Consider the following 19,263-nt stretch of genomic DNA (forward strand, 5'->3'; position numbering starts at 1 on the left):
GCTCTATTTTAGCTTTGTCTTAACCTCGCAGCCCTTAATTAATCAAAAACGACTTCTGGATTCATGTCTGCTGGTGATTTCCAATCGATTCCGTACTCTGCTTTTAAAATACGTTTCTTCTCAGCCCAGAATCGCTCGGCAAAGGCTGCGTCTCTTGGTTCGTTCGCCAGGTTTTCGTCTGCTTTTCGACCGGCGTCTGCAATCAGTTGTTCATATTTCGGAGCAAATTCTTTTAAATCGTGCTTGATTTCCCCTGGATTCTTCCCCAGGTTCAGCCTTATTTGAACTTCCCGAACTAGCTTAGGAAAAACAAAGGCAACATAGCGATCGCGATACTTCTCACCTTGACTGACATCATCTGGCGTTTTTTGGAGTCCTAGTCTCGCCCCGACTCCTAATAAGGTTAGGCTTAATAAAATTCCTAGAATAACCTTTGATGATTTCATCAACCAATTCTCCTAAATTAGGGAATGCCCAACATCTTAGCATCAGAACTAAAGATGTCTATCCGCTCATTTTCATCTGGATAAAGTAGAGGATGCACGCTTGCGATCGCGCGGTTCTAGTCCGGTTTAAATCTTGCAGCGAGAGATTAAAAACTGCGAACCGCCCCAATTCGGCGCTAGCGGGATTACTCTCAAATAATTCAGCTTCCGTTAGATAGTCAGAAGCCGAGTTGACTTCCAAAATGAGTCTATAAAAGCGAAATTTTTTAGCAATATAAATTTTGAAAGTATTACTAATCTAATGAGTGTCGATTTTATTTTTAGGGATATAAAATTAGTCGTTGCTTCGCAAGCGACGCCGAGGAAACAAAGGAACAGAAATAGATGAATTCACGACGGATCTAAATTTTTTGACGATTCAGGTTGAAGAAGCGCGATCGCTGAAATTCTCTCTTTTTGCATACGCCTTTTGGCTTGTGAATATGCTAAAAAAAACCAGCCACTCGCGGCGACTGGTCAAGCTTGCTGTGTTGGGAGGAGGAAAACCTGATGCCAAGACGAAAAAGCTATGCAATTATCCCGTAGATAGCCAACCTGCGTCTCGATACACTAAGTCGTCCCTTGTTAAGGAATGTAACACATTTTTTTCAAAAACTGCAATATTTATTTACAAACAGTCATTTGTGCGTGTGCCAACTTGTGCATTAAATGCCGAACAAAATAATGTAAGTTCCCCAAGCCGCAGCTAAACAGGCAATAATCGTTGACCAGATAGGGTGCCGACTGAGACTGGTAATGCCGCCTTGGGTTCGTAGGGTTTCTAAGTCAATCCAGGGAGTCGCGCCTCGCCGAAACCATCCAGTTGCAGTGACTTGCCGATTTACGAAGTCGCTGGGACGAGTGGACAAGGGTAAAAGATTACCAATAGAACCCAGCTGAGAGCAATAATGTAACTTAACCAAGCCGGTGTCGGTTTGTAGGATTAAATCCTGTCCCAGCCAGTTGCTAATCCCTTGACGCCCCAAGAGTTTTCCTTGCAGACGCACCGGCTGACTATCCACAGGTAAAGCATCGATCCGAGTCGATAAATCGGATAGGTTGGGGTTCGTTTGCAGAGTGGAAGCTTTGATATCTGGAAAGAAGGAATTGATCCGCAAAAAGGTGCCAATGCTAAAACCTATCGGCAGGCAACCGACAAGGATCGTCCAGTAATCGTCGAGTATCCATGCAAGTTGCCGGATTCCCAGCCAGCTGCCAATCCACCCCAACAGCCAGAACAAGCACCCCAAGGCTAAACCAGACAAAATGCCAAAGAAGGGGGCACCTTGTAACCAAAGTTTTGACTTTTTAGTTTTAAGCGAAGATGCTCGAATCCGCTGTTCGGACATTTGAGTGAAGTCAAGTTCTGTCTCTAGCTTCCAGTGGCGGGCATAGAGGCATAACAAGTACAGGCGATCGCCCATTAAAGGATGACTATTGTTGATGACCATCCACTGCCGATGGGGGTTGAGGTAGCCCCATTGCAACAGGGATTCCCAAGGCGTCTGGGCGGGAAAGCTGCCCAAGCTGATGGCTTGCCGATATCCCACTGGCGTCAGTAAATCAAAGCCTTCCAAAAGCCAGCGGGTAGACTGGTGTTTTTGGATATCAGCAGCAATGCCACGGGTAACTTTCAATAAAGCGCGGGAGAAGGCATTTGGGTTGCCAGTGATATCTGCCGCTATGCGATCGCTATAGATAATTCGCAGCCGCGACAGCCACAAACCGATAAAGCAAACTAGCCAAAATAAGCCGTAACTCAAAGCCGAAACAACCACCGCTGGAATCTTTAGCAGGGGGCTTTGTAAGCGGTCTCCCCACTGCGCGACTTGTCGGTACAAGGTGTAAGGAATCTGGGCGATTAGCATGATGAGGGACATCACTGCCAAATTCAATCCCAACGGTAAACAAGCCAGGGCAATCCACCAACAAGTCCAAGCCCAGTCTGAGTTCCTCAACAGGCTGAAAAAGCCTCCAATCAGGAACATTATGGTTGCCATCACCAAACCGACTAGCTTGTTTTGGACAATGTGTCCCAACTCGCTAGCATAAATTGTGGCAATTTCATCGTCTGCCAGTTGATCTAAGAGTCCTTGACTGACCACAATTCGGGCAGTGCGAGGCAGATTTCCATAAGTGAGTGCGACTGGGGCGCTGATGGGTAAGATCCGCAAAGTCGGCACGGGCAAACGGCGCTGTCCGCAATAGCGGGGTAGCATCTTGGCGGCTTCTGGGCTGGATTTAGACAGCGCTGACAGCGACAGCGGTTGCATCTTCTCAAATTGCTTGAGGAAGAAGTCTAGTAGCCAGGGAGACAGACACGCTAGCAGCACCAACACGGTCACGATAGGCCAAGTTGGGTCTTCGTAAAAAGCTGGGATAGGCTGCAAAAACGGCAGGTTGATGAGGAAGTTGTTCGTCGTCGTCATCAAGAACTGCACGAGAACGCGAATTACCCAGAAAAGCGCGATCGCAGTCCCTGCTTGAAGCAACCACAGACGTTCTGGTTTCACTGCTGGCATTGCTCGCCATCCTTTGGCGCGTCCTGCTTGACGCCAGCCAATAATACTGGTCGATTCTAGAATTTTCTCATCTGTTGGCGTCTCAGATGGCGTTTCAGATGGCGTCTCAGAAATGACCCCTGTGTCTGCTGCTGTATCTGGCGCAATCGGTGCTTCTGTCGGGGCGGCTACTTCTGCCTCTAGGTTGCTTTCCGCTTCTTTCCCTTTGCCCTGTACTAAGGGTGAGTTGGAGGGTGTTACCTTTTGTACTGGCTTAGTACTGTTCGCCCTGACGCTTTCAGAGGCAGGTTGAGCGGCTTTTGCCCCCTGTGCCGGTGAAGTGGCAGGCGTTTGCAAGGGGACAAACCCGGTCGCGTCTAGAGCAGGCGACACGGATGGCTGAGGCTTTTGAGGCGGTTGGTCTAAGGGAATAAATCCGGTGACATCTGACGCAGGCGCAGCCCCTTGTGCGGGTGAAGTGGCAGGTGTTTGTAAGGGGACAAACCCGGTCGCCTCCGACGTTGGTGGAGGGGAAGGCGTTTTTTGAAGTTGAGGATAACGATTGACCAAATTAGCCAAATTCCGCTCTCCCCAGTCCTTCACCTTGGGATATTTGCTTTGACTGAGGGTTTGACAAAGCGATCGCGCTTTGTCGATTTCGCCAGTGCGTTCATAGGCAACCACCAGCCCCATCTGAGCGCGAAGGACTGTCTTTTGACTCAACTCAAACTCGCAAACGCCTTCTAGGTGGGCGATCGCATCTGGATAATTTCCCTGTTTCAGGGCTGCTAGACCAGCTTCCAGAGAGGGATTAGGAACAGAAGCCATAAAAATTCAACAGCACTCGGCTTCCTTCCAAGATACCCTCACTTCAGCGATCGCCTATCATTCAGCCAATTTTCAATTTTCAACCGCAGATGTCTACCCGTTTCAGTTGGATTCACCAATTAAAGTAAAAGCCGCCCAGTCTCTAGGATCGGGGTGTTGTTTCATGGTTGTTAGCATCGCTTGCCGCAATGCTTGGGAGCGATCGGGGTTGAGCTGGAGGTTTTTGTAAAACTCGGTCATTAAAGACGCTGTTGGTGCATCGGGAACCGACCACAAAGAGACAATGACACTCGGAATACCCGCACTAATAAATGAACGTGATAAGCCAATCACGCCATCCCCGGTAATTTTTCCTCGTCCGGTGTCGCAAGCACTCAAAACGACTAATTCTGCATTAAGCTTCAGGTTTAAGATTTCAGCAGCCGTGAGCAAACCCTCATCTGAACCGGATGGAGCCAAAGCGATCGCACTGTTCAATCCCTGGATATCATCAAATATCCCATGTGTTGCCAGATGGATAATTCGGGCAGAAGGCAATGCTTGCGCGATCGCTGCTTTAGTCGCTTGCTTCCCTGTAATCGCCTGAGTCTTGAGCAGTTTAGCAATCTCTTTAGCTTCCTGTTCCGCCCCCGACAAGTTCGATAACTGCTCGGCGGGTTCTCCAGGTTTCAGCACCACCTTAGGCATCGTGGGATTGCCGACTATCAACGCATTCTTGCTAGAAAAAGTCCGTGTATCCCCCAAAACCCGTTTTGTGCGCTGATGGGTTAAATCCAGCATTTGAATTGAGGGAGCCGTCAGAATGGTATGTTTTTCTATCAGGTATTTACCAGAAGCATCTTGGAGAGCTGGAAATGGCGCGAGGAACAGCGCATCTTGTGGGATAAAAATCACGCGAGCATTTGGATCAACAGGTAGCTCTTCCGCAATGGGTTCAATCAGCAGTTGATGGAGTTGCTGTAATCGTTTGGTCGGGCTTTCTTCCTCTATCAGTTCCGCTACAATACCGCCACCGCGCCCCCTTACCCCTATAGATTCACGGGTGTTAGCAACAAGGTCTTGTAGAGAAAGATTCTGTTTCTGCCACAGGGGTTTGAGGTCAGATGTCCGAAACGTCACTTCACCTGTCGGTTTGATGACCCAAATATAGAGTTCTGATTCTAGGGTTTTTTCTTTCCCTTGAACTTTAAAATTATCGTAAATAATCGAATATTCAACAAGAGTTGCATTTTGTTCTTTGGCAACTTGTTTAATCAGGTCGATATTGGGTGGAGTAATGCTGAATTGTTCTTTTGGGTTAGGTTTTAATCGAGAAGCCAGTAATTCTACAAAAGCCCGCGCCCTTCCTCGTTCGGCAATTTCCAAGGCTTCATTAGTTTTATTCTGAGCAATTAAAACTTCTTGCAGTAGGCGGTAAGTCCGAGCTTGCCTTTCAAAGATTGACACTTTATTAGCATCATCTAATTTAATTCGGAGATTTTCCCAAATCTCAACTGACTTACGTAGGTTTTGTTCTGCTTCTGTGACCTTGCCAGCTTGACGCAGAGCATTAGCAAGATTATTCAAAGCATTGGCTTCGCCTTCCTTGTCTTCCTGTTGCCGTGCTTTTTCTAAACTTGAGGAGTGTAGAGCGCTCGCCTTTACCGCATCACCAAGGGTTAAGTAAGTATTTCCCAAACCTGCCAGGGCTTCAATTGGGTTAAATTCTTCTGCTTCTTTATAATATTGAAGAGCTTTATTATAGTCACCCAAGGACTGATAAATTCTTGCTAAATAGACTTTATCTTCTGCCACGCCAGAACTGTTTTTCTCTGCTTCGTCGATAGCTAATGCTTGCAAATAATCTTTAATTGCCTCGTCAGACTTACCTTGGGAGTTGTAAGCATTGCCTCGACCTCTGATAACTTCTGCTTTGCTTTGTTGGTCTTGGTTCTGCTCAAAGATTTTTAAGGCATCGTTGTAATACTGAATTGCTTTGTTATAGTCAGCCAAGGAATTATAAACGCTGCCCAGATTTGAGAGATTCTTCACCTGGATTTTGAAGTAATTAAATTCTTTAGCGATTTCCGATGCCTGGGAGTAGGATTCAATTGCTTTAGTGTAGTCGCTCAGGCAATAGTAAACATTACCCAGTTTTTCTAGGATATAAGCTTGATTTTCATCGTCGCCAATTTCTCGGTAAATCTTGAGTGCTTGTTGCCAAGGCTTGAATGCCGCCGCACAATTGGGGGCATAAAATTCTAAATCTTGCAGTCTGTCTGCTTCCGCTTTCGGGGAAGAAGAGGGGGCAGCTAAACTCAGAGTGGCTAACAGCTTGCCAGAGGTATCCCACACATGGGCAGTGCCATCCCATGATGCAGTGACAATTTGTTGTCCATCCAGACGAAAACTTGCACTATTGATATTGCCCTGATGTCCTTTGAGTTCGGCTATGAGATTACCTGAACTCTCCCACACACGGGCTGTGTCATCATCAGATGCGGTGACTATACGCTGCCCATCCGGACTAAAACTGGCGCTATTAACCGTACCCTGATGACCTTTCAGTTCAGCTATGAGATTGCCGGAAGTATCCCATACTCGGGCTGTGTCATCAGAAGACGCAGTAACTATACGCTGTCCGTCTGGGCTAAAATTGGCGCTATTGACCGAACTCTGATGACCTTTTAGTTCAGCTATAAGATTGCCAGAAGCATCCCACATACGGGCGGTACCATCATAAGATGCGGTGACTATATGCTGTCCGTCTGGGCTAAAACTGGCGCTATTGACCGAACTCTGATGACCTTGAAGTTCGGCGATGAGATTGCCTGAAATATCCCACACACGGACGGTGTTGTCAGCAAATGGTACGGTGATTATAAGCTGTCCATCGGGACTAAAAATAGCATTTTTGACTGAACTCCGATCTCTTTTGAGTTCAACGATCAGATTGCCAGAAGTATCCCATACACGGGCAGTACCATCATGAGATCCGGTGATTATACGTTGTCCGTCTGGGCTAAAACTAGCATTGTAGACCGGACTCTGATGACCTTGAAGTTTAGCGATGAGATTTCCTGAAGTATCCCATACTCGGGCTGTGTCATCATCAGCTGCGGTAACTATACGCTGCCCATTCGGACTAAAACTTACGCTATTGAGCTTACCCTGATGCCCTTTAAGTTCGGCGATGAGATTGCCTGAACTCTCCCAAACACGGGCGGTACCATCCTCAGACGCCGTAACTATACGCTGTCCGTCTGGACTAAAAGTTGCACTGATGACACTCCCTTGATTCTTTCTAAATTCTGCGAGTAATTGACCTGACAAATCCCACACCTGGGCTATGCCAAATTCATTTACAGTGATAATGCGTTTGCCGTCTGAACTCAAGCTAGCACTTCTGATTCTGACTGAACTCTCGCCTTGTGAAATAATTTGCGACTGACCAGAGTTATCTTGCAATTCAACAGCGTGGTCATTCCGTACAGTGACTAATAAATTGTCATTTGTCCTGGAACTCTCACTCCCAGCAATATCAGCTTGATGCCCTGTGAGTTCACCGAGTAAGTTGCCAGAGGTATCCCATAGCTTGGCAGTACCATCAGAGGATGCGGTGGTAATACGTTTTCCGTCAGGAGTAAAACGCGCACGATAAACACCCTTCTGGTGTCCTTGTAGAATTGCAAGTGGATTGCCAGAGGTATCCCACACACGGGCTGTACCATCCTCAGATGTGGTGACAATTAGCTTACCATCCGGGCTAAAATTAGCGCTGTAAACTAGGTCTTGGTGTCCTTGCAGAATAGCAAGCGGATTGCCGGAAGTATCCCACACACGGGCTGTACCATCACGAGAAGCAGTCACAACGACCTTTGCATCAGGACTAAAACTAGTACCTATAATCCTGTCTTGATGCCCTTGCAGGGTAGCCAACTGATTGCCGGAAGTATCCCATAGCTGGGCTGTGTTGTTAGAAGATGTCGTGATAATCAGCTTGCTATCCGGGCTAAAATCGGCTCTGCTGTACGTATCCGTTGATAGTTCTACCAAAAGCTTACCGGAAGAGTCCCACAGACTGAAGGCTGTAACGGATGAGGTGAGAATCAGATTCCCATCTGGGCTAAAAATTGCACTGCTGATGATATCCCCTGTGGGAAACACTTGCTCATCGGAGACTTCTTCTTGATCCAAAAAAGAAGTGGGAGATAACTCAGGTTGATTGAGTTCTGTATCGGATAAGTACCACATCCGGACTGTACCACCGGTTGATGCCGTGATAATCCGCTGTCCGTCTGAGCTAAAACTTGCCGTGTTGACCCAGCCCTGATGCCCTTTGAGTTCAACTAGTAGCTTACCTGACAAATCCCAGACATGGGCAGCACCATCTAAGGAAGTACCAGTCACAATCCGCTTGCCGTCGGGACTAAAACTGGCACTGTAGACAGGAAACTGATGATTGAGTTGCATTAGCTCCTTGCCTGACAAATCCCAAACCCGCGCCATGTTATCGTCAGCTCCGGTAACAATTAACTTGCCATCTGGACTAAAACTTACACTGTGTATATTCCTAAAGTTGCTGTCGGGAAATGCATTTTCGTCTATCTCAAGTTTCACGAGCAAATTGCCTGACAAATCCCATACTCGGGCTGTGCCGTCACTGGCTCCGGTGACAATCAGCTTGCCATCCGGGCTAAAACTCGCAGTTTTGACAAATGGCTGATGATTGAGTTCCACCAGTAGCTTGCCAGACAAATTCCATACACTCGCAGTGTTTTTAGATGCGGTGACAATCAGCTTACTATCCGGGCTAAAACTGGCCTTGTGCTCAAGAGCCGAATGTCCCTTAAATTCCGCTAGCAGTTTGCCCGACAAATCCCAGACCCGTGCGATACCATCATTAGATGCGGTAACAATTAGCTTGCCATCTGGACTGAAACTGGCACTATCGATACCGGATTGATGTCCTTTCAGTTCCCGGAACAATTTCCCAGAATCAATATCCCATACACGAGCAGTATTTTCCAACAATGCAGTGCTAACAATCAGTTTGCCATTTGGACTAAAACTCGCGCTGGTTAAACTGTTGGAACTCCCTCGCAGTTCAGTAAACAACTTGCTTTGTATATCCCATACACGGGCAGTACCGTCGCTAGATGCGGTGACAATCCATCTTCCATCTAGGCTGAATCTGGCACTGGTAACACCTCCCTCATGCCCTTGAAGTTTGCCTACCAGCTTCCCCGAAGGTTTCCACAGCAAGGCAGTTTTGTCAATGGATGCGGTGATGATTCGCTGTCCATCAGCGCTAAAACTAGCACCTGAGACACTGTCTAGATGCCCATGGAGTTCCGCTAACTGCTTACCAGACAAATCCCACACACGGGCAGTTTTATCATCCGATGCGGTAACAATTCGCTGCCCATCCGGGCTAAAGCTGGCACTCCAGACGGTGTCAGTATGCCCAGAAGGTTCCGCCAACAGCTTGCCGGACAAATCCCAGACACGGGCAGTTTTGTCAGCAGATGCCGTGACTATCCGCTTGCCATCTGGGCTAAAACTCGCACTGTAAACACTGCCTGAATGTCCTTTGATTTCCACCAACAGCTTGCCCGAAGCATCCCACACACGAGCGCTTTTATCAGCACCTGCGGTGACGATACGCCCTCCATCTGGACTAAAACTGGCACTATAAACATTACTTTGATGTCCAGCCAGTTCTACTAGCTGTTTGCCCGACAAATCCCACACACGGGCAGTCCCGTCAAACGATGCGGTGACAATGCGATCGCCATCCGGACTAAAACTGGCACTCCTGACACTCGCTGAATGCCCTTGTAGAGACGCGATTAATCGCGTCTCTACAGAATTGCCAGAGGTATCCCACACCCACGCAGTCCCGTCAGTTCCAGCGGTGACAATCAACTTCCCATCCGGGCTAAAACTGGCGCTGTTGACACTCCCCTGATGCCCTTTGAGTTCAGCTTCTTGTGCGAAGTAATCAATAAAGCTGTCCGATACAGCAGGTTTGGCGGCGGGATTTTGGTCTAATTTCTGGTTATGGGGGGTTTGCGCGATCGCCCTTTGTGTAGCCAATATTGCTGGAAAATAGACAGGCAAGGGGGTTGAGATACCGAAGGCGAACCAGGGAAGAAAAAATAGACCAATTCTTGGGAGACGCATAAATCTCAATTAGGGCAGCGCGATCGCGATTATTTACTGGAATACTTATCTCTCACAATTTGGCACTTATGTAATTTGCTCTCTAGTTTTTTGCCAGAAACTGGGTTTCTCAAAGAATTGCCCATGCAAACTGGATTGGGAAGGGAGCGATCGCCCTCTTCTCAACCAAATCTGGCGCTAGACTGGACAGTGTTGCCAAGAGTCCAACCCTATGTTGTATCCAGATAAACCCCTCACTTATCCCACTAGCCAAAAAGTCGATCAGGTTGATGACTATCACGGGACAAAGGTATCTGACCCTTACCGTTGGCTAGAAGATCCGGACTCGGATGAAACTAAGGCTTGGGTTGAGGCTCAAAATCAAGTTACTTTTAGCTATTTAAATGAAATTCCGGTTCGGGAAAAAATTAAGCAACGGCTAACACAACTGTGGGACTACGAAAAATATAGTCTTCCGTTTAAAGAAGGCGATCGCTACTTCTATTTCAAAAACAACGGCTTGCAAAATCAAAGCGTTCTCTATACATTAACGTCCCTGGATGGCGAGCCAAAAGTTTTGCTAGATCCCAATAAACTTTCAGAGGATGGCACTATTGCTCTGTCAGGTATTGCTATCAGCGAAGATGGGAATTTGATGGCGTATGGTTTATCCACCTCTGGTTCAGATTGGCAAGAATGGAAGGTACGCGATGTTGAGACGGGCGAAGACCTTTCCGATCATCTCAAATGGATTAAATTCTCTGGCGCGTCTTGGACTAAAGACAACCAAGGCTTTTTCTATAGCCGCTACGATGAACCGAACGAAACAACCAAATTAGAAGACGTTAATTACTATCAAAAACTTTTCTACCATCAGCTGGGTAAGCCACAGTCCGAGGATGTCCTGGTTTATCAGCGCCCTGACCAAAAAGAATGGGGATTTAGCGGTGGCGTTACCGAAGATGGACGTTATCTGATTATCAGCGTTTGGAAGGGAACTGACCCCAAAAATCTGATTTTCTATAAAGATTTAACCGATCCAAACGCTGAAGTTATAGAACTCATTAGTGAGTTTGAAGCTAGCTATAGTTTTATCGACAATGATGGCTCAATCTTCTGGTTTCGCACTGACTTAGATGCGCCTCGCGGTCGCGCGATCGCAATTGATACCTTCAATCTTCCCTCCTCTCCAGTAAGTAAGGAGGAATGGCAAGAAATCATCCCGCAGGCGGAAGAAGTCCTCGAAGGTGTGGGAATCCTCAATAATCAGTTTGTGACTGAATATCTAAAAGATGCCCGGACTCAGATTAAAATCTTTGAGCTGAACGGCTCCTTTGTGCGGGAAGTTGAGTTACCGGGAATTGGTTCGGCTGGAGGTTTTGGCGGTAAACGCTACGATACGGAAACTTTCTATAGCTTCACCAGTTTTACCACACCTGCCACTATTTACCGCTACGACATGGTTAGTGGTGAAAGTACAATTTTTCGTCAACCGAAAGTTGATTTCAACCCTGATGATTACAAGACAAAGCAGATATTTTATCGCAGCAAAGATGGCACCCATCTGCCCATGTTTATCACCTACAAAAAAGGGCTGCAACTAGATGGAAGCAACCCTACTTATCTCTATGGCTACGGCGGTTTTAACGTCTCCCTGACGCCTAGTTTCTCGGTTGGCAGTCTGGTGTGGATGGAGATGGGTGGTGTCTATGCCGTCCCTAATTTGCGCGGCGGCGGCGAGTATGGAGAGGAGTGGCACCAGGCAGGAACGAAGCTGAATAAGCAAAATGTCTTTGATGATTTCATTGCGGCAGCGGAGTGGCTGATTGCCAACGGCTACACAACCCCAGCCAAACTTGCGATCGGCGGCGGCAGTAATGGGGGATTGTTGGTGGGTGCGTGTATGACTCAGCGTCCGGATTTATTCGGTGCGGCACTGCCAGCGGTGGGAGTGATGGATATGCTGCGCTTCCATAAATTCACGATTGGCTGGGCTTGGACTTCGGATTATGGTTCTCCGGAAAACCCGGAGGAGTTCAACGCGCTTTATGCCTATTCGCCGCTGCACAACCTCAAACCTGGGACCTCTTATCCAGCCACGATGATTACAACAGCGGATCATGACGATCGGGTGGTGCCTGCCCACAGTTTCAAGTTTGCTGCCGCTTTGCAAGCAGCTCATACAGGTGTTGCACCCGTATTAATTAGAATTGAGACTAAAGCGGGACATGGGGCTGGGAAGCCAACGACTAAGATTATTGAGGAAGTTGCGGATCGGTGGGCTTTCCTGGTGCGGGAGGTGTTCGCGTAGCGGCGCGGATGCGCGAGAGCGATCGCTCAACTCAAATCGATTGCTATCTCACTCAATCATCAGTCATTATCTGCCTGGTTTGAAGAGCAAATCCAAGGAGCAATCCCCTATCAAACATCGCCAAAAAAGATAAGTTCCATGAATCTAAAATCAGCCCAGCGTTATCAGCAATCGGCGGTCATCCCCTATCGCATCAAAAACGGAAAAATCGAAGTTTTGTTGATCACTTCCTCAACAGGCAAACGCTGGGTGATTCCTAAAGGAATGATTGAGCCGTTTATGACCCCGCAAACTTCGGCAGCCAAAGAAGCCTGGGAAGAGGCGGGGATCATCGGTCAGGTGCTACCGACTTTGATGGGGACTTACGAGTATCAAAAAGGGGGAGGCACCTGCCGGGTTGAGGTATTTTTAATGCAGGTGAAAACGGTGTTGGAAGTTTGGCCCGAAGCTAGCTTTAGAAAGCGACAGTGGGTGAGTGTGAAACAAGCGGTTAAGCGCGTTGAGGAAGCCGAACTCAAACGCATTTTCATGACTTTCGCCGATACCTTATTCACTCTACAATCACCTCTCGAATAGCCTGAATCGTTGATGGGGCTAAGGTGTAGGTATTTTTCAGGAATCTTTGAAAATCGCGGCTTCTGCTAAAACTGAGTAAAGCGATCGCTCTTGTTGATGCACGCGATCGCTCTACTCCCATCGCTCAATATTTAGTCGCTAGACGAGAAGTAAGCGAAGTTATGCCAGATCGAAAACAACCCAATGGTTGCCGTAAAATGCTGCGGCGCACTTTTTTATTTTTAGTAGGTTTGGCACTTGCTCAATTTTTAACCGAATTCTTCTCAATTCCCCAAAACCGCTCCAATTTTGCTAGTCTCGTTCGTCAGTTATGGGAGAAAGCGATCGCTTTCTGGGAGTCTCAAAACGGAGTCGCTCAAAAACCTCTACCCAGTAGTACGCCAACCCCAATAAGTAGCGTTTCTCCTGAGCCTTTACCTTCGCCAACTCCAAAAACCAGCACCACTTCTAAACCATCTCAACCATCCTCCAAAACCAAAGTAAATCCCGCTGTTGCTAGAGGAAAACCCGTACAAGTTACCCAAAAAACAGTGGCTGGGGTGTCTTTTTATCAAACCACCATTGACCTCTCTGACCCCGAAACTTTCATCACTCTGGGATTAGCAAATAATGCAACTTATGCAAACGGGCCAACGGTGAGCAATGGTGATGAACCTTTTGCCAAGTTGGTAGCGCGTCAGAAGGCTGCTGTGGTAGCCAATGGCACCTTTTTTGATAAAAGTAACCAGAAGTGGGTGATGGGTAACATGGTGGCTGCTGGCAGATTTCTGAAATACAGCCGCTGGGAAAATTATGGGACTACCTTGGGGATTAAAGCAGGTAATCAATTAGAAATGATTACCGCCCGAACAGAAGGACAGCCGAATTGGGGTCAACACTGGTTTTCAATTACTTGCGGACCAAGACTGATTAAACAAGGAAAAATTTCTATCTCGCCGCAATCAGAAGGCTTTGCCGATCCTCATGTTCTCGGTGTAGGATATCGGACTGCGATTGGGTTTCCAGCGAATCGAAAACAGTTATTTTTAATTTCTTTTCTTGCTAGTCTATCTTTACAACAAGAAGCCAACATTATGAAAGCAATTGGCTGTATTGAAGCAATGAATTTGGATGGTGGTGCTTCAGAAGCTTTAGCTCATAATGGAAGAATTTTACTTCCCGCAGGACGGAACCTGACGAATGTAATTGTTGTTTATGACACTAATTATCCTGCTCCTTCAGCTTTGAAAACATCTTGGCAACGCTTTCAAGCAGGCGATCGCCCCTCGATTCCTTTATAGCCGTCCCAAATGATTCGTGAAGGAGAGATTACCCGACTTCTCCAGGAAGTCGGGGAGCTGAAGCACTAGCATCTCACCCCTAAAATAGGATTGCTTTATCAGCTTCCTCTTTAGATTTATCTTTTGTACAGCGTTAAGCATTCGCAGAGAGAAAAGGAATACTCTCAGCAAGCGGATCGTTAACACTTATCCCTTGTTTACTTGCCCAATACTCACTTAAAAAGTGAATTTGTCTCAAGCCAACAATTAGATTTAAACCTGGTACAAAAATCCACCAGACAATCAGTGGTTCTTTCATTCCAGCTTCGCTGTAGAGTTCGTTTACAGTTTTATAGAGTCTGAACTGCACAATGTAAATCCAGGCAATTCCCAGCAAGGAAAACCAACCAAACCAGCCAGGAACATCAGGATCGAATATACGCAATAGTTGGGGAACTGCTACCCCCAAGACAAAAGGCGCTAAGCATAAAGTTCCTGACCAACCATAACCTTTATAGCGACGTAATTCTTCTTGGATTATCCACTTATACCAACCGTAATACAGCATTAGGGTAATAATCGATAAAAGAATCACTTGCCAGAGGGGACGGGGTTTTCCTAGAGGCTTGCTAGACATATTGACGGCTGAAGTGCTAAAGTTTTGCTCTATTATTTAAATTTATTAATATACAGCAAACACCTCGCTAACGCCGCCTCTAATCTCACCCGTTTGTTCCACTTAGCTGCAACCCTGTGGGCAATCCATAGAGAGTCTTTTTGGTTTGCTCTAACCTGCTGCTACTTTTTATTAGCAGTTCATTCTCTAATTGGTGCTTATTATCAGCTTTGATTAAAGCATCCATCGCTTCATAATATAAATCGCGATCGTAAGCAATCAATATCAAATCGGCTCCGGCATTCAGCGCCTTGACGGTAGCATTTCTCAAACCATCTTGACTGTTGTAAACTGCATACATACAAAAATCGTCAGTGATTAAAACCCCATCCTGTTGCCAATCATTTCTAATCATGCTAATTACTCTCTGGGAAAAGGAGACGGGATGTTCAGCATCTACCGCCATCAATTTAGCATGACCCAACATTGTAAAAGCCTGAGAATTACTCATTAATGTCCGGAAAGGTACCCAGTCATCCTGCGCTAATTCATTCACTGAAGTATGCAATTCTGCACTTTCAAGATGGGTGTCGGTCTCTACTCTTCCCAATCCCGGAAAATGCTTAATCGTACATCTAACCCCATTAGCCTCTAACGTCTGACAATATAACAAAGCAAATTTTTCAACGACTTTTTTATCAGATGAAATAGCGCGCTTATAAATTTTAGAAAATTTATCGTTTGGATTAATCACTCCTTTGTTTAAATCCAACACAGGGGCAAAATTTAGATTGATTCCAATTGTAGATAGCTCACTTGCCTGAGTTTTGGCATACTTGATGACTTTCTCTTTTGCTTGTTCTATATTTGCCGACTCAGAAATAACTTTTGATAATTGAGGCAATTGGGTTAGAGGGGGAGATAATCGAGATACTACACCCCCTTCTTGATCGGTCGCTATCCATAAAGGAGATAAACCTTGACTGCGGCGAATCTCCTGCAAAGCACTAATTTCTTGCTTGATATCTTCTTGGGTTTTATTTCTAATATTTCTGGTTGTGAGAAATATACCGCCTATGGCTTTTTTAGAAACTAGCTTCTTTACTTCATTTAAGTCTCGATAGCCAATAATAAAGTGCTGACCCAGCTTTTCTATTTGGGATGGGTTGGCGTGGAATACACTTTGTTTCAGTAAATTGAATCTTATTTCAACTGTTAAAGCTGTAAAAAGACTTAGGCAAGCAATCACTAGGATTGTTTTATTTAAAAAATTTTTTTTGAGCTTCGAGGGAGTAAAGGCTTTGATTTCAGTAAAAATCAAAGCTAAATTGATTGCGATTAAACCTAAAAATAAATAAAACTTTATGCTTGGGAGGAAAGGCGCTCTTAAATTAAAGGCAAGGAATTGAAGTGCGATCGCTAAAAATACTTTAAGTATTTTAAGTAAATTAACCATTTAAACAAAAAAGCAAAACTAGACATAGTTTGACGATTATTTATCTTGATTGAGCGATCGCTCAATCAGTTCCCGAATCGCTTGGGCGGTGGCGGGTGCGAGTAAAACGCCGTTGCGATAGTGACCTGTGGCGAGAAGAACATTGCTGTAACCGGGCAGAAGACCGATAACAGGGGCGGGGCGTCCTTCGGGGCGGGGACGCAATCCCGACCAAGTTTTAAGGATTGTGGCTTCTTCTAGACTTGGGCAAAAAGCGATCGCTTGCTGTTTCACCTTCTCCAAAAGTGCTGCATCTGCCACTATCTCATCCCCATTGTTGGGAAACTCCACCGTCGCGCCGACCCAGTATTCTATGTCCGTTACGGGCACAATGTGGACATCATTGCCTGTAATTGTCGGCTGGAAATCTGCACGCCCCATTGGCTGCGCTAGGCGCAAGTGCAACGCTTGTCCCAATACCGGGCGAATATCAATCGGTTGTTTTAAAGACGCTGTGAGTGGGGTGGAACCAAGCCCCGCTGCCACAATTAACCAATCAACATCAACTTGCCCTGCGGTTGTTTGAATGTGGCGAACGTCCGTATTTGTTGCTTCCTCTTCTAAAACGGTGACGCCAAATTTAAAGGTAACGCCGTTGCGTTGGGCAGCATCAACCAGCGCTAAAGTCAGAGCAACCGGGTCGAGTTGCCGATCTTGGGGAGAATAAATCGCGCCGATTATCTCATGACTCAACTGAGGACAGCGAGACTGGAGTTGGGCGGCGTCCCAAATTTCTAGGTGCCAGCCTTGAGTGTGGCGAATTTCCACCAGTTTTTCCCAACGAGATAAATCTTCACCGGCAAAGCAGAGCATCAGAATTCCCTGGCGGTTGAAGGGGATCTGACGGTTTAAAAGCGCTTCTAGCTCTGGAATCAGGGTTTCATAGCGCTGGATGCTAGCCTGCCGCATTTTCCAGGCATTGCCCTTAATTTTGTGACTGATCGCGCCCATCAAGACGCCCAATGCAGCGCCAGTGGCGGCTTGTGCGGGTGGTTGCTTGTCCAAGACTGTAATTGTTAGCCCTGGAATTAGACTGAGTTCATAAGCGATCGCAGCCCCAACAACGCCGCATCCAATAATTACAACCTGACTCATCTGAGAGCGCATCAGAAAGAGCGCATGAGAAATGGGTAATCGGTAACGGGGTAATCGGTAATGACGATCAGCCCTGAATTCTGAGTCAGTAGCAACGAACTCATGACAAATGACCCAGGACTAATAACTTTTTCCCAATTACCCCTTAATTGGCTATGCCTTCGGAATCAAGTTCATAAAGGCGTCGAACTCTTGCAATACAGAGCGGAAATTTGTCACCGCTTGCTGATAATCCGCCTCTTTCGCAGCCTGATCGATTCTGACCAGATCGCTGAACAAATCTTTTGCTGCTTGACGCGCCGCCTGTTTGTCCTTAGGAGCCAAGCTATCCGCCACACGGTTCATATTCCGTCGCAAATCTCCTAGTGGCCCGTGAATAAATGTACCCACATCTACCCATCGCCGTTGTTGGATGAAGGTTTGCAATGTGTTAAGGCGATCGCGCTGTTCTTGAATTCCCGGAAGCGATTGCTGAATCTGCTCAATCTGAGCCGCCGTGTAGCTAGGAGCCGATTTCGTTGCCGCAGTCGCACTACCGCAACTAATCATAAATGTGGCTACCACTGCCAAAATTAAACCCAAAATAGACCGATAACGTGCCATCATGCTATTTTTTGAAACCATGAATCAAATTTCCCCTGTTATTTTAGAGAAAAATCGGGAAAACGCGAGAGGAGAAGAGAAAAAGAGATGATATCACCCATTATCCAATTGCCTGACGACGCAGAAACCCTTGAATCGCATCGCTGACTTTGTCCGACCAATGGTCTTGAGGATAATGCCCGACTTCTTCCATCTTCATGATTTCTGCCCTCTGGATGGAACTCGCCAGCTGTTGCGCTTGAGTGAAGGGAAGCCAGGGGTCTTTCATCCCCCAGGCAATTAAAGTTGGCTGCGTCCAGCTTTGAAAACCGGATTCTATTTCTGCCATCGACTGCTGAAGCTGGAGATTCCGCACGGTGTACAGGAGACTTCGCCCCGCATCCGAACTTTTGAGGTAGGGACGGCGGTAAACGTCTAAATCCTTATCTGGGATGACGTAGCGGCTACCACCTTCTAAGGTTCTGTCCACCAAGAGCGGGTCTTGCGTCATCATATCGCCGACAAAAGGCAGACCCAGTTGTTGAATCTTCCAAGGCAGCTTGGCAGTCGTTGCCACAGGTGTATTGAGGATAACCAAGCGCTCGATTTTGTCTGGATGACGCAGGGCGTACTGGAGTCCCACAGAACCCAAAAATCCCTGAACAACCAGATAGAATCGCTCGATTTCCAGGTGTTGGATGAATTCTGCTAGTGCGTTGATGAAGGTATCGGGTGTATACGCAAAGTCCCGCCGCTCTGGTTTCGCCGAGAAGCCAAAACCAATCCAGTCAGGCGCGATCGCTCTATACCCTTTCTCTGCTAATCCGGGCATGACCCCGCTCCAGCTATAACTCTGCGACGGCAACCCGTGCAGCAGCAGAACTGGCAGGTTATCACTTCTACCAATCGGATTCTCTTCTCGGTAAAACCATTCCAAGGAACCGATCTTGATTAATTGCTCATTGGTTGACACTATCTTTGCCTGCACATCTCCCGGTTGCTTGAGCTTACCGCAAAAGCGGGAATCTCCGGCAAAGCAAGTCAAGTTTTAATTTTAGTATTCTGGTTAAAATTGCATCTACAATTCTGCTGTTGAAATATTAGAATTTCAAGAATTTCATGATAATTTAGCAATTTTTTCTGGTATATTATTTGTAGTTTATATTTATTCTATATCTCAATTCTTTATAATGGACATTTAACCGCAATTTTAAAAAATGCACATATTTCTATTATTTAAATATACCTTAAAGAATCGGACTTGTATAGTATCCAAATTTACCATTCTTATCGCCTCAATGAATAAACTTAAAGAAGGATGCTCTACCAAGTTGCGAAATAGAGAACATCCTGTTATATTTAAACGCCAAA

At 46.4% G+C, this 19,263-nt stretch carries 12 protein-coding genes; 3 read left to right on the forward strand and 9 right to left on the reverse strand.

Annotated features, from left to right (window positions below):
• Positions 1 to 38: 38 nt before the first annotated feature.
• From H6F52_RS08455 to H6F52_RS08470, 4 genes are all read right to left on the reverse strand, one after another.
• Positions 39 to 446: a hypothetical protein gene (locus H6F52_RS08455; RefSeq protein ID WP_190533663.1), complete on the reverse strand. Its 408-nt coding sequence runs from the start codon at positions 444 to 446 to the stop codon at positions 39 to 41.
• 58 nt (positions 447 to 504) lie between these two features.
• Positions 505 to 687, reverse strand: a complete 183-nt coding sequence (locus H6F52_RS08460) for a hypothetical protein (RefSeq protein WP_190533666.1) — start codon at positions 685 to 687, stop codon at positions 505 to 507.
• A 463-nt stretch (positions 688 to 1,150) separates the two neighbouring features.
• Positions 1,151 to 3,814 (reverse strand): zinc metalloprotease HtpX, encoded by a 2,664-nt coding sequence (locus tag H6F52_RS08465; RefSeq protein WP_190533669.1) that lies wholly within the window; start codon positions 3,812 to 3,814, stop codon positions 1,151 to 1,153.
• Positions 3,815 to 3,916: 102 nt separating this feature from the next.
• Positions 3,917 to 9,979 carry a CHAT domain-containing protein gene (locus H6F52_RS08470; RefSeq protein WP_190533672.1) on the reverse strand — a complete coding sequence of 2,021 codons (6,063 nt, stop codon included), beginning with the start codon at positions 9,977 to 9,979 and terminating at the stop codon, positions 3,917 to 3,919.
• Positions 9,980 to 10,190: 211 nt separating this feature from the next.
• Here H6F52_RS08470 and H6F52_RS08475 point away from each other — a divergent pair, with 211 nt between their 5' ends.
• The 3 genes from H6F52_RS08475 to H6F52_RS08485 all read left to right on the forward strand — a co-directional run bounded on the left by H6F52_RS08475 (position 10,191) and on the right by H6F52_RS08485 (position 14,125).
• On the forward strand, positions 10,191 to 12,269 hold the full coding sequence (locus tag H6F52_RS08475) for a prolyl oligopeptidase family serine peptidase (protein ID WP_190533675.1): 2,079 nt from the start codon (positions 10,191 to 10,193) through the stop codon (positions 12,267 to 12,269).
• A gap of 138 nt (positions 12,270 to 12,407) precedes the next feature.
• The gene (locus H6F52_RS08480; protein ID WP_190533677.1) at positions 12,408 to 12,845 is read left to right on the forward strand and encodes an NUDIX hydrolase; all 438 of its coding nucleotides are present in this window, start codon (positions 12,408 to 12,410) and stop codon (positions 12,843 to 12,845) included.
• A gap of 161 nt (positions 12,846 to 13,006) precedes the next feature.
• Positions 13,007 to 14,125 (forward strand): phosphodiester glycosidase family protein, encoded by a 1,119-nt coding sequence (locus tag H6F52_RS08485; protein WP_190533680.1) that lies wholly within the window; start codon positions 13,007 to 13,009, stop codon positions 14,123 to 14,125.
• Positions 14,126 to 14,258: 133 nt separating this feature from the next.
• Here H6F52_RS08485 and H6F52_RS08490 read toward each other — a convergent pair whose 3' ends face one another.
• From H6F52_RS08490 to H6F52_RS08510, 5 genes are all read right to left on the reverse strand, one after another.
• The gene (locus H6F52_RS08490) at positions 14,259 to 14,741 is read right to left on the reverse strand and encodes a hypothetical protein (protein ID WP_190533683.1); all 483 of its coding nucleotides are present in this window, start codon (positions 14,739 to 14,741) and stop codon (positions 14,259 to 14,261) included.
• Positions 14,742 to 14,826: 85 nt separating this feature from the next.
• Entirely contained in the window at positions 14,827 to 16,176 is a 1,350-nt protein-coding gene (locus H6F52_RS08495) for a glycoside hydrolase family 3 protein (RefSeq protein WP_190533686.1), read from the reverse strand.
• A gap of 36 nt (positions 16,177 to 16,212) precedes the next feature.
• Positions 16,213 to 17,310 (reverse strand): FAD-dependent oxidoreductase, encoded by a 1,098-nt coding sequence (locus H6F52_RS08500; RefSeq protein ID WP_190533689.1) that lies wholly within the window; start codon positions 17,308 to 17,310, stop codon positions 16,213 to 16,215.
• A gap of 153 nt (positions 17,311 to 17,463) precedes the next feature.
• Positions 17,464 to 17,934 (reverse strand): photosystem II protein PsbQ, encoded by a 471-nt coding sequence (psbQ, locus tag H6F52_RS08505; protein ID WP_242033880.1) that lies wholly within the window; start codon positions 17,932 to 17,934, stop codon positions 17,464 to 17,466.
• Between the two features lie 79 nt (positions 17,935 to 18,013).
• Positions 18,014 to 18,865, reverse strand: coding sequence for an alpha/beta fold hydrolase (locus H6F52_RS08510; RefSeq protein WP_190529229.1), 852 nt, complete (start codon positions 18,863 to 18,865; stop codon positions 18,014 to 18,016).
• Positions 18,866 to 19,263 lie beyond the last annotated feature (398 nt).

Source organism: Coleofasciculus sp. FACHB-542, assembly GCF_014695825.1.
In the GTDB taxonomy this organism is placed as follows: Bacteria; Cyanobacteriota; Cyanobacteriia; order Cyanobacteriales; family FACHB-T130; genus FACHB-T130.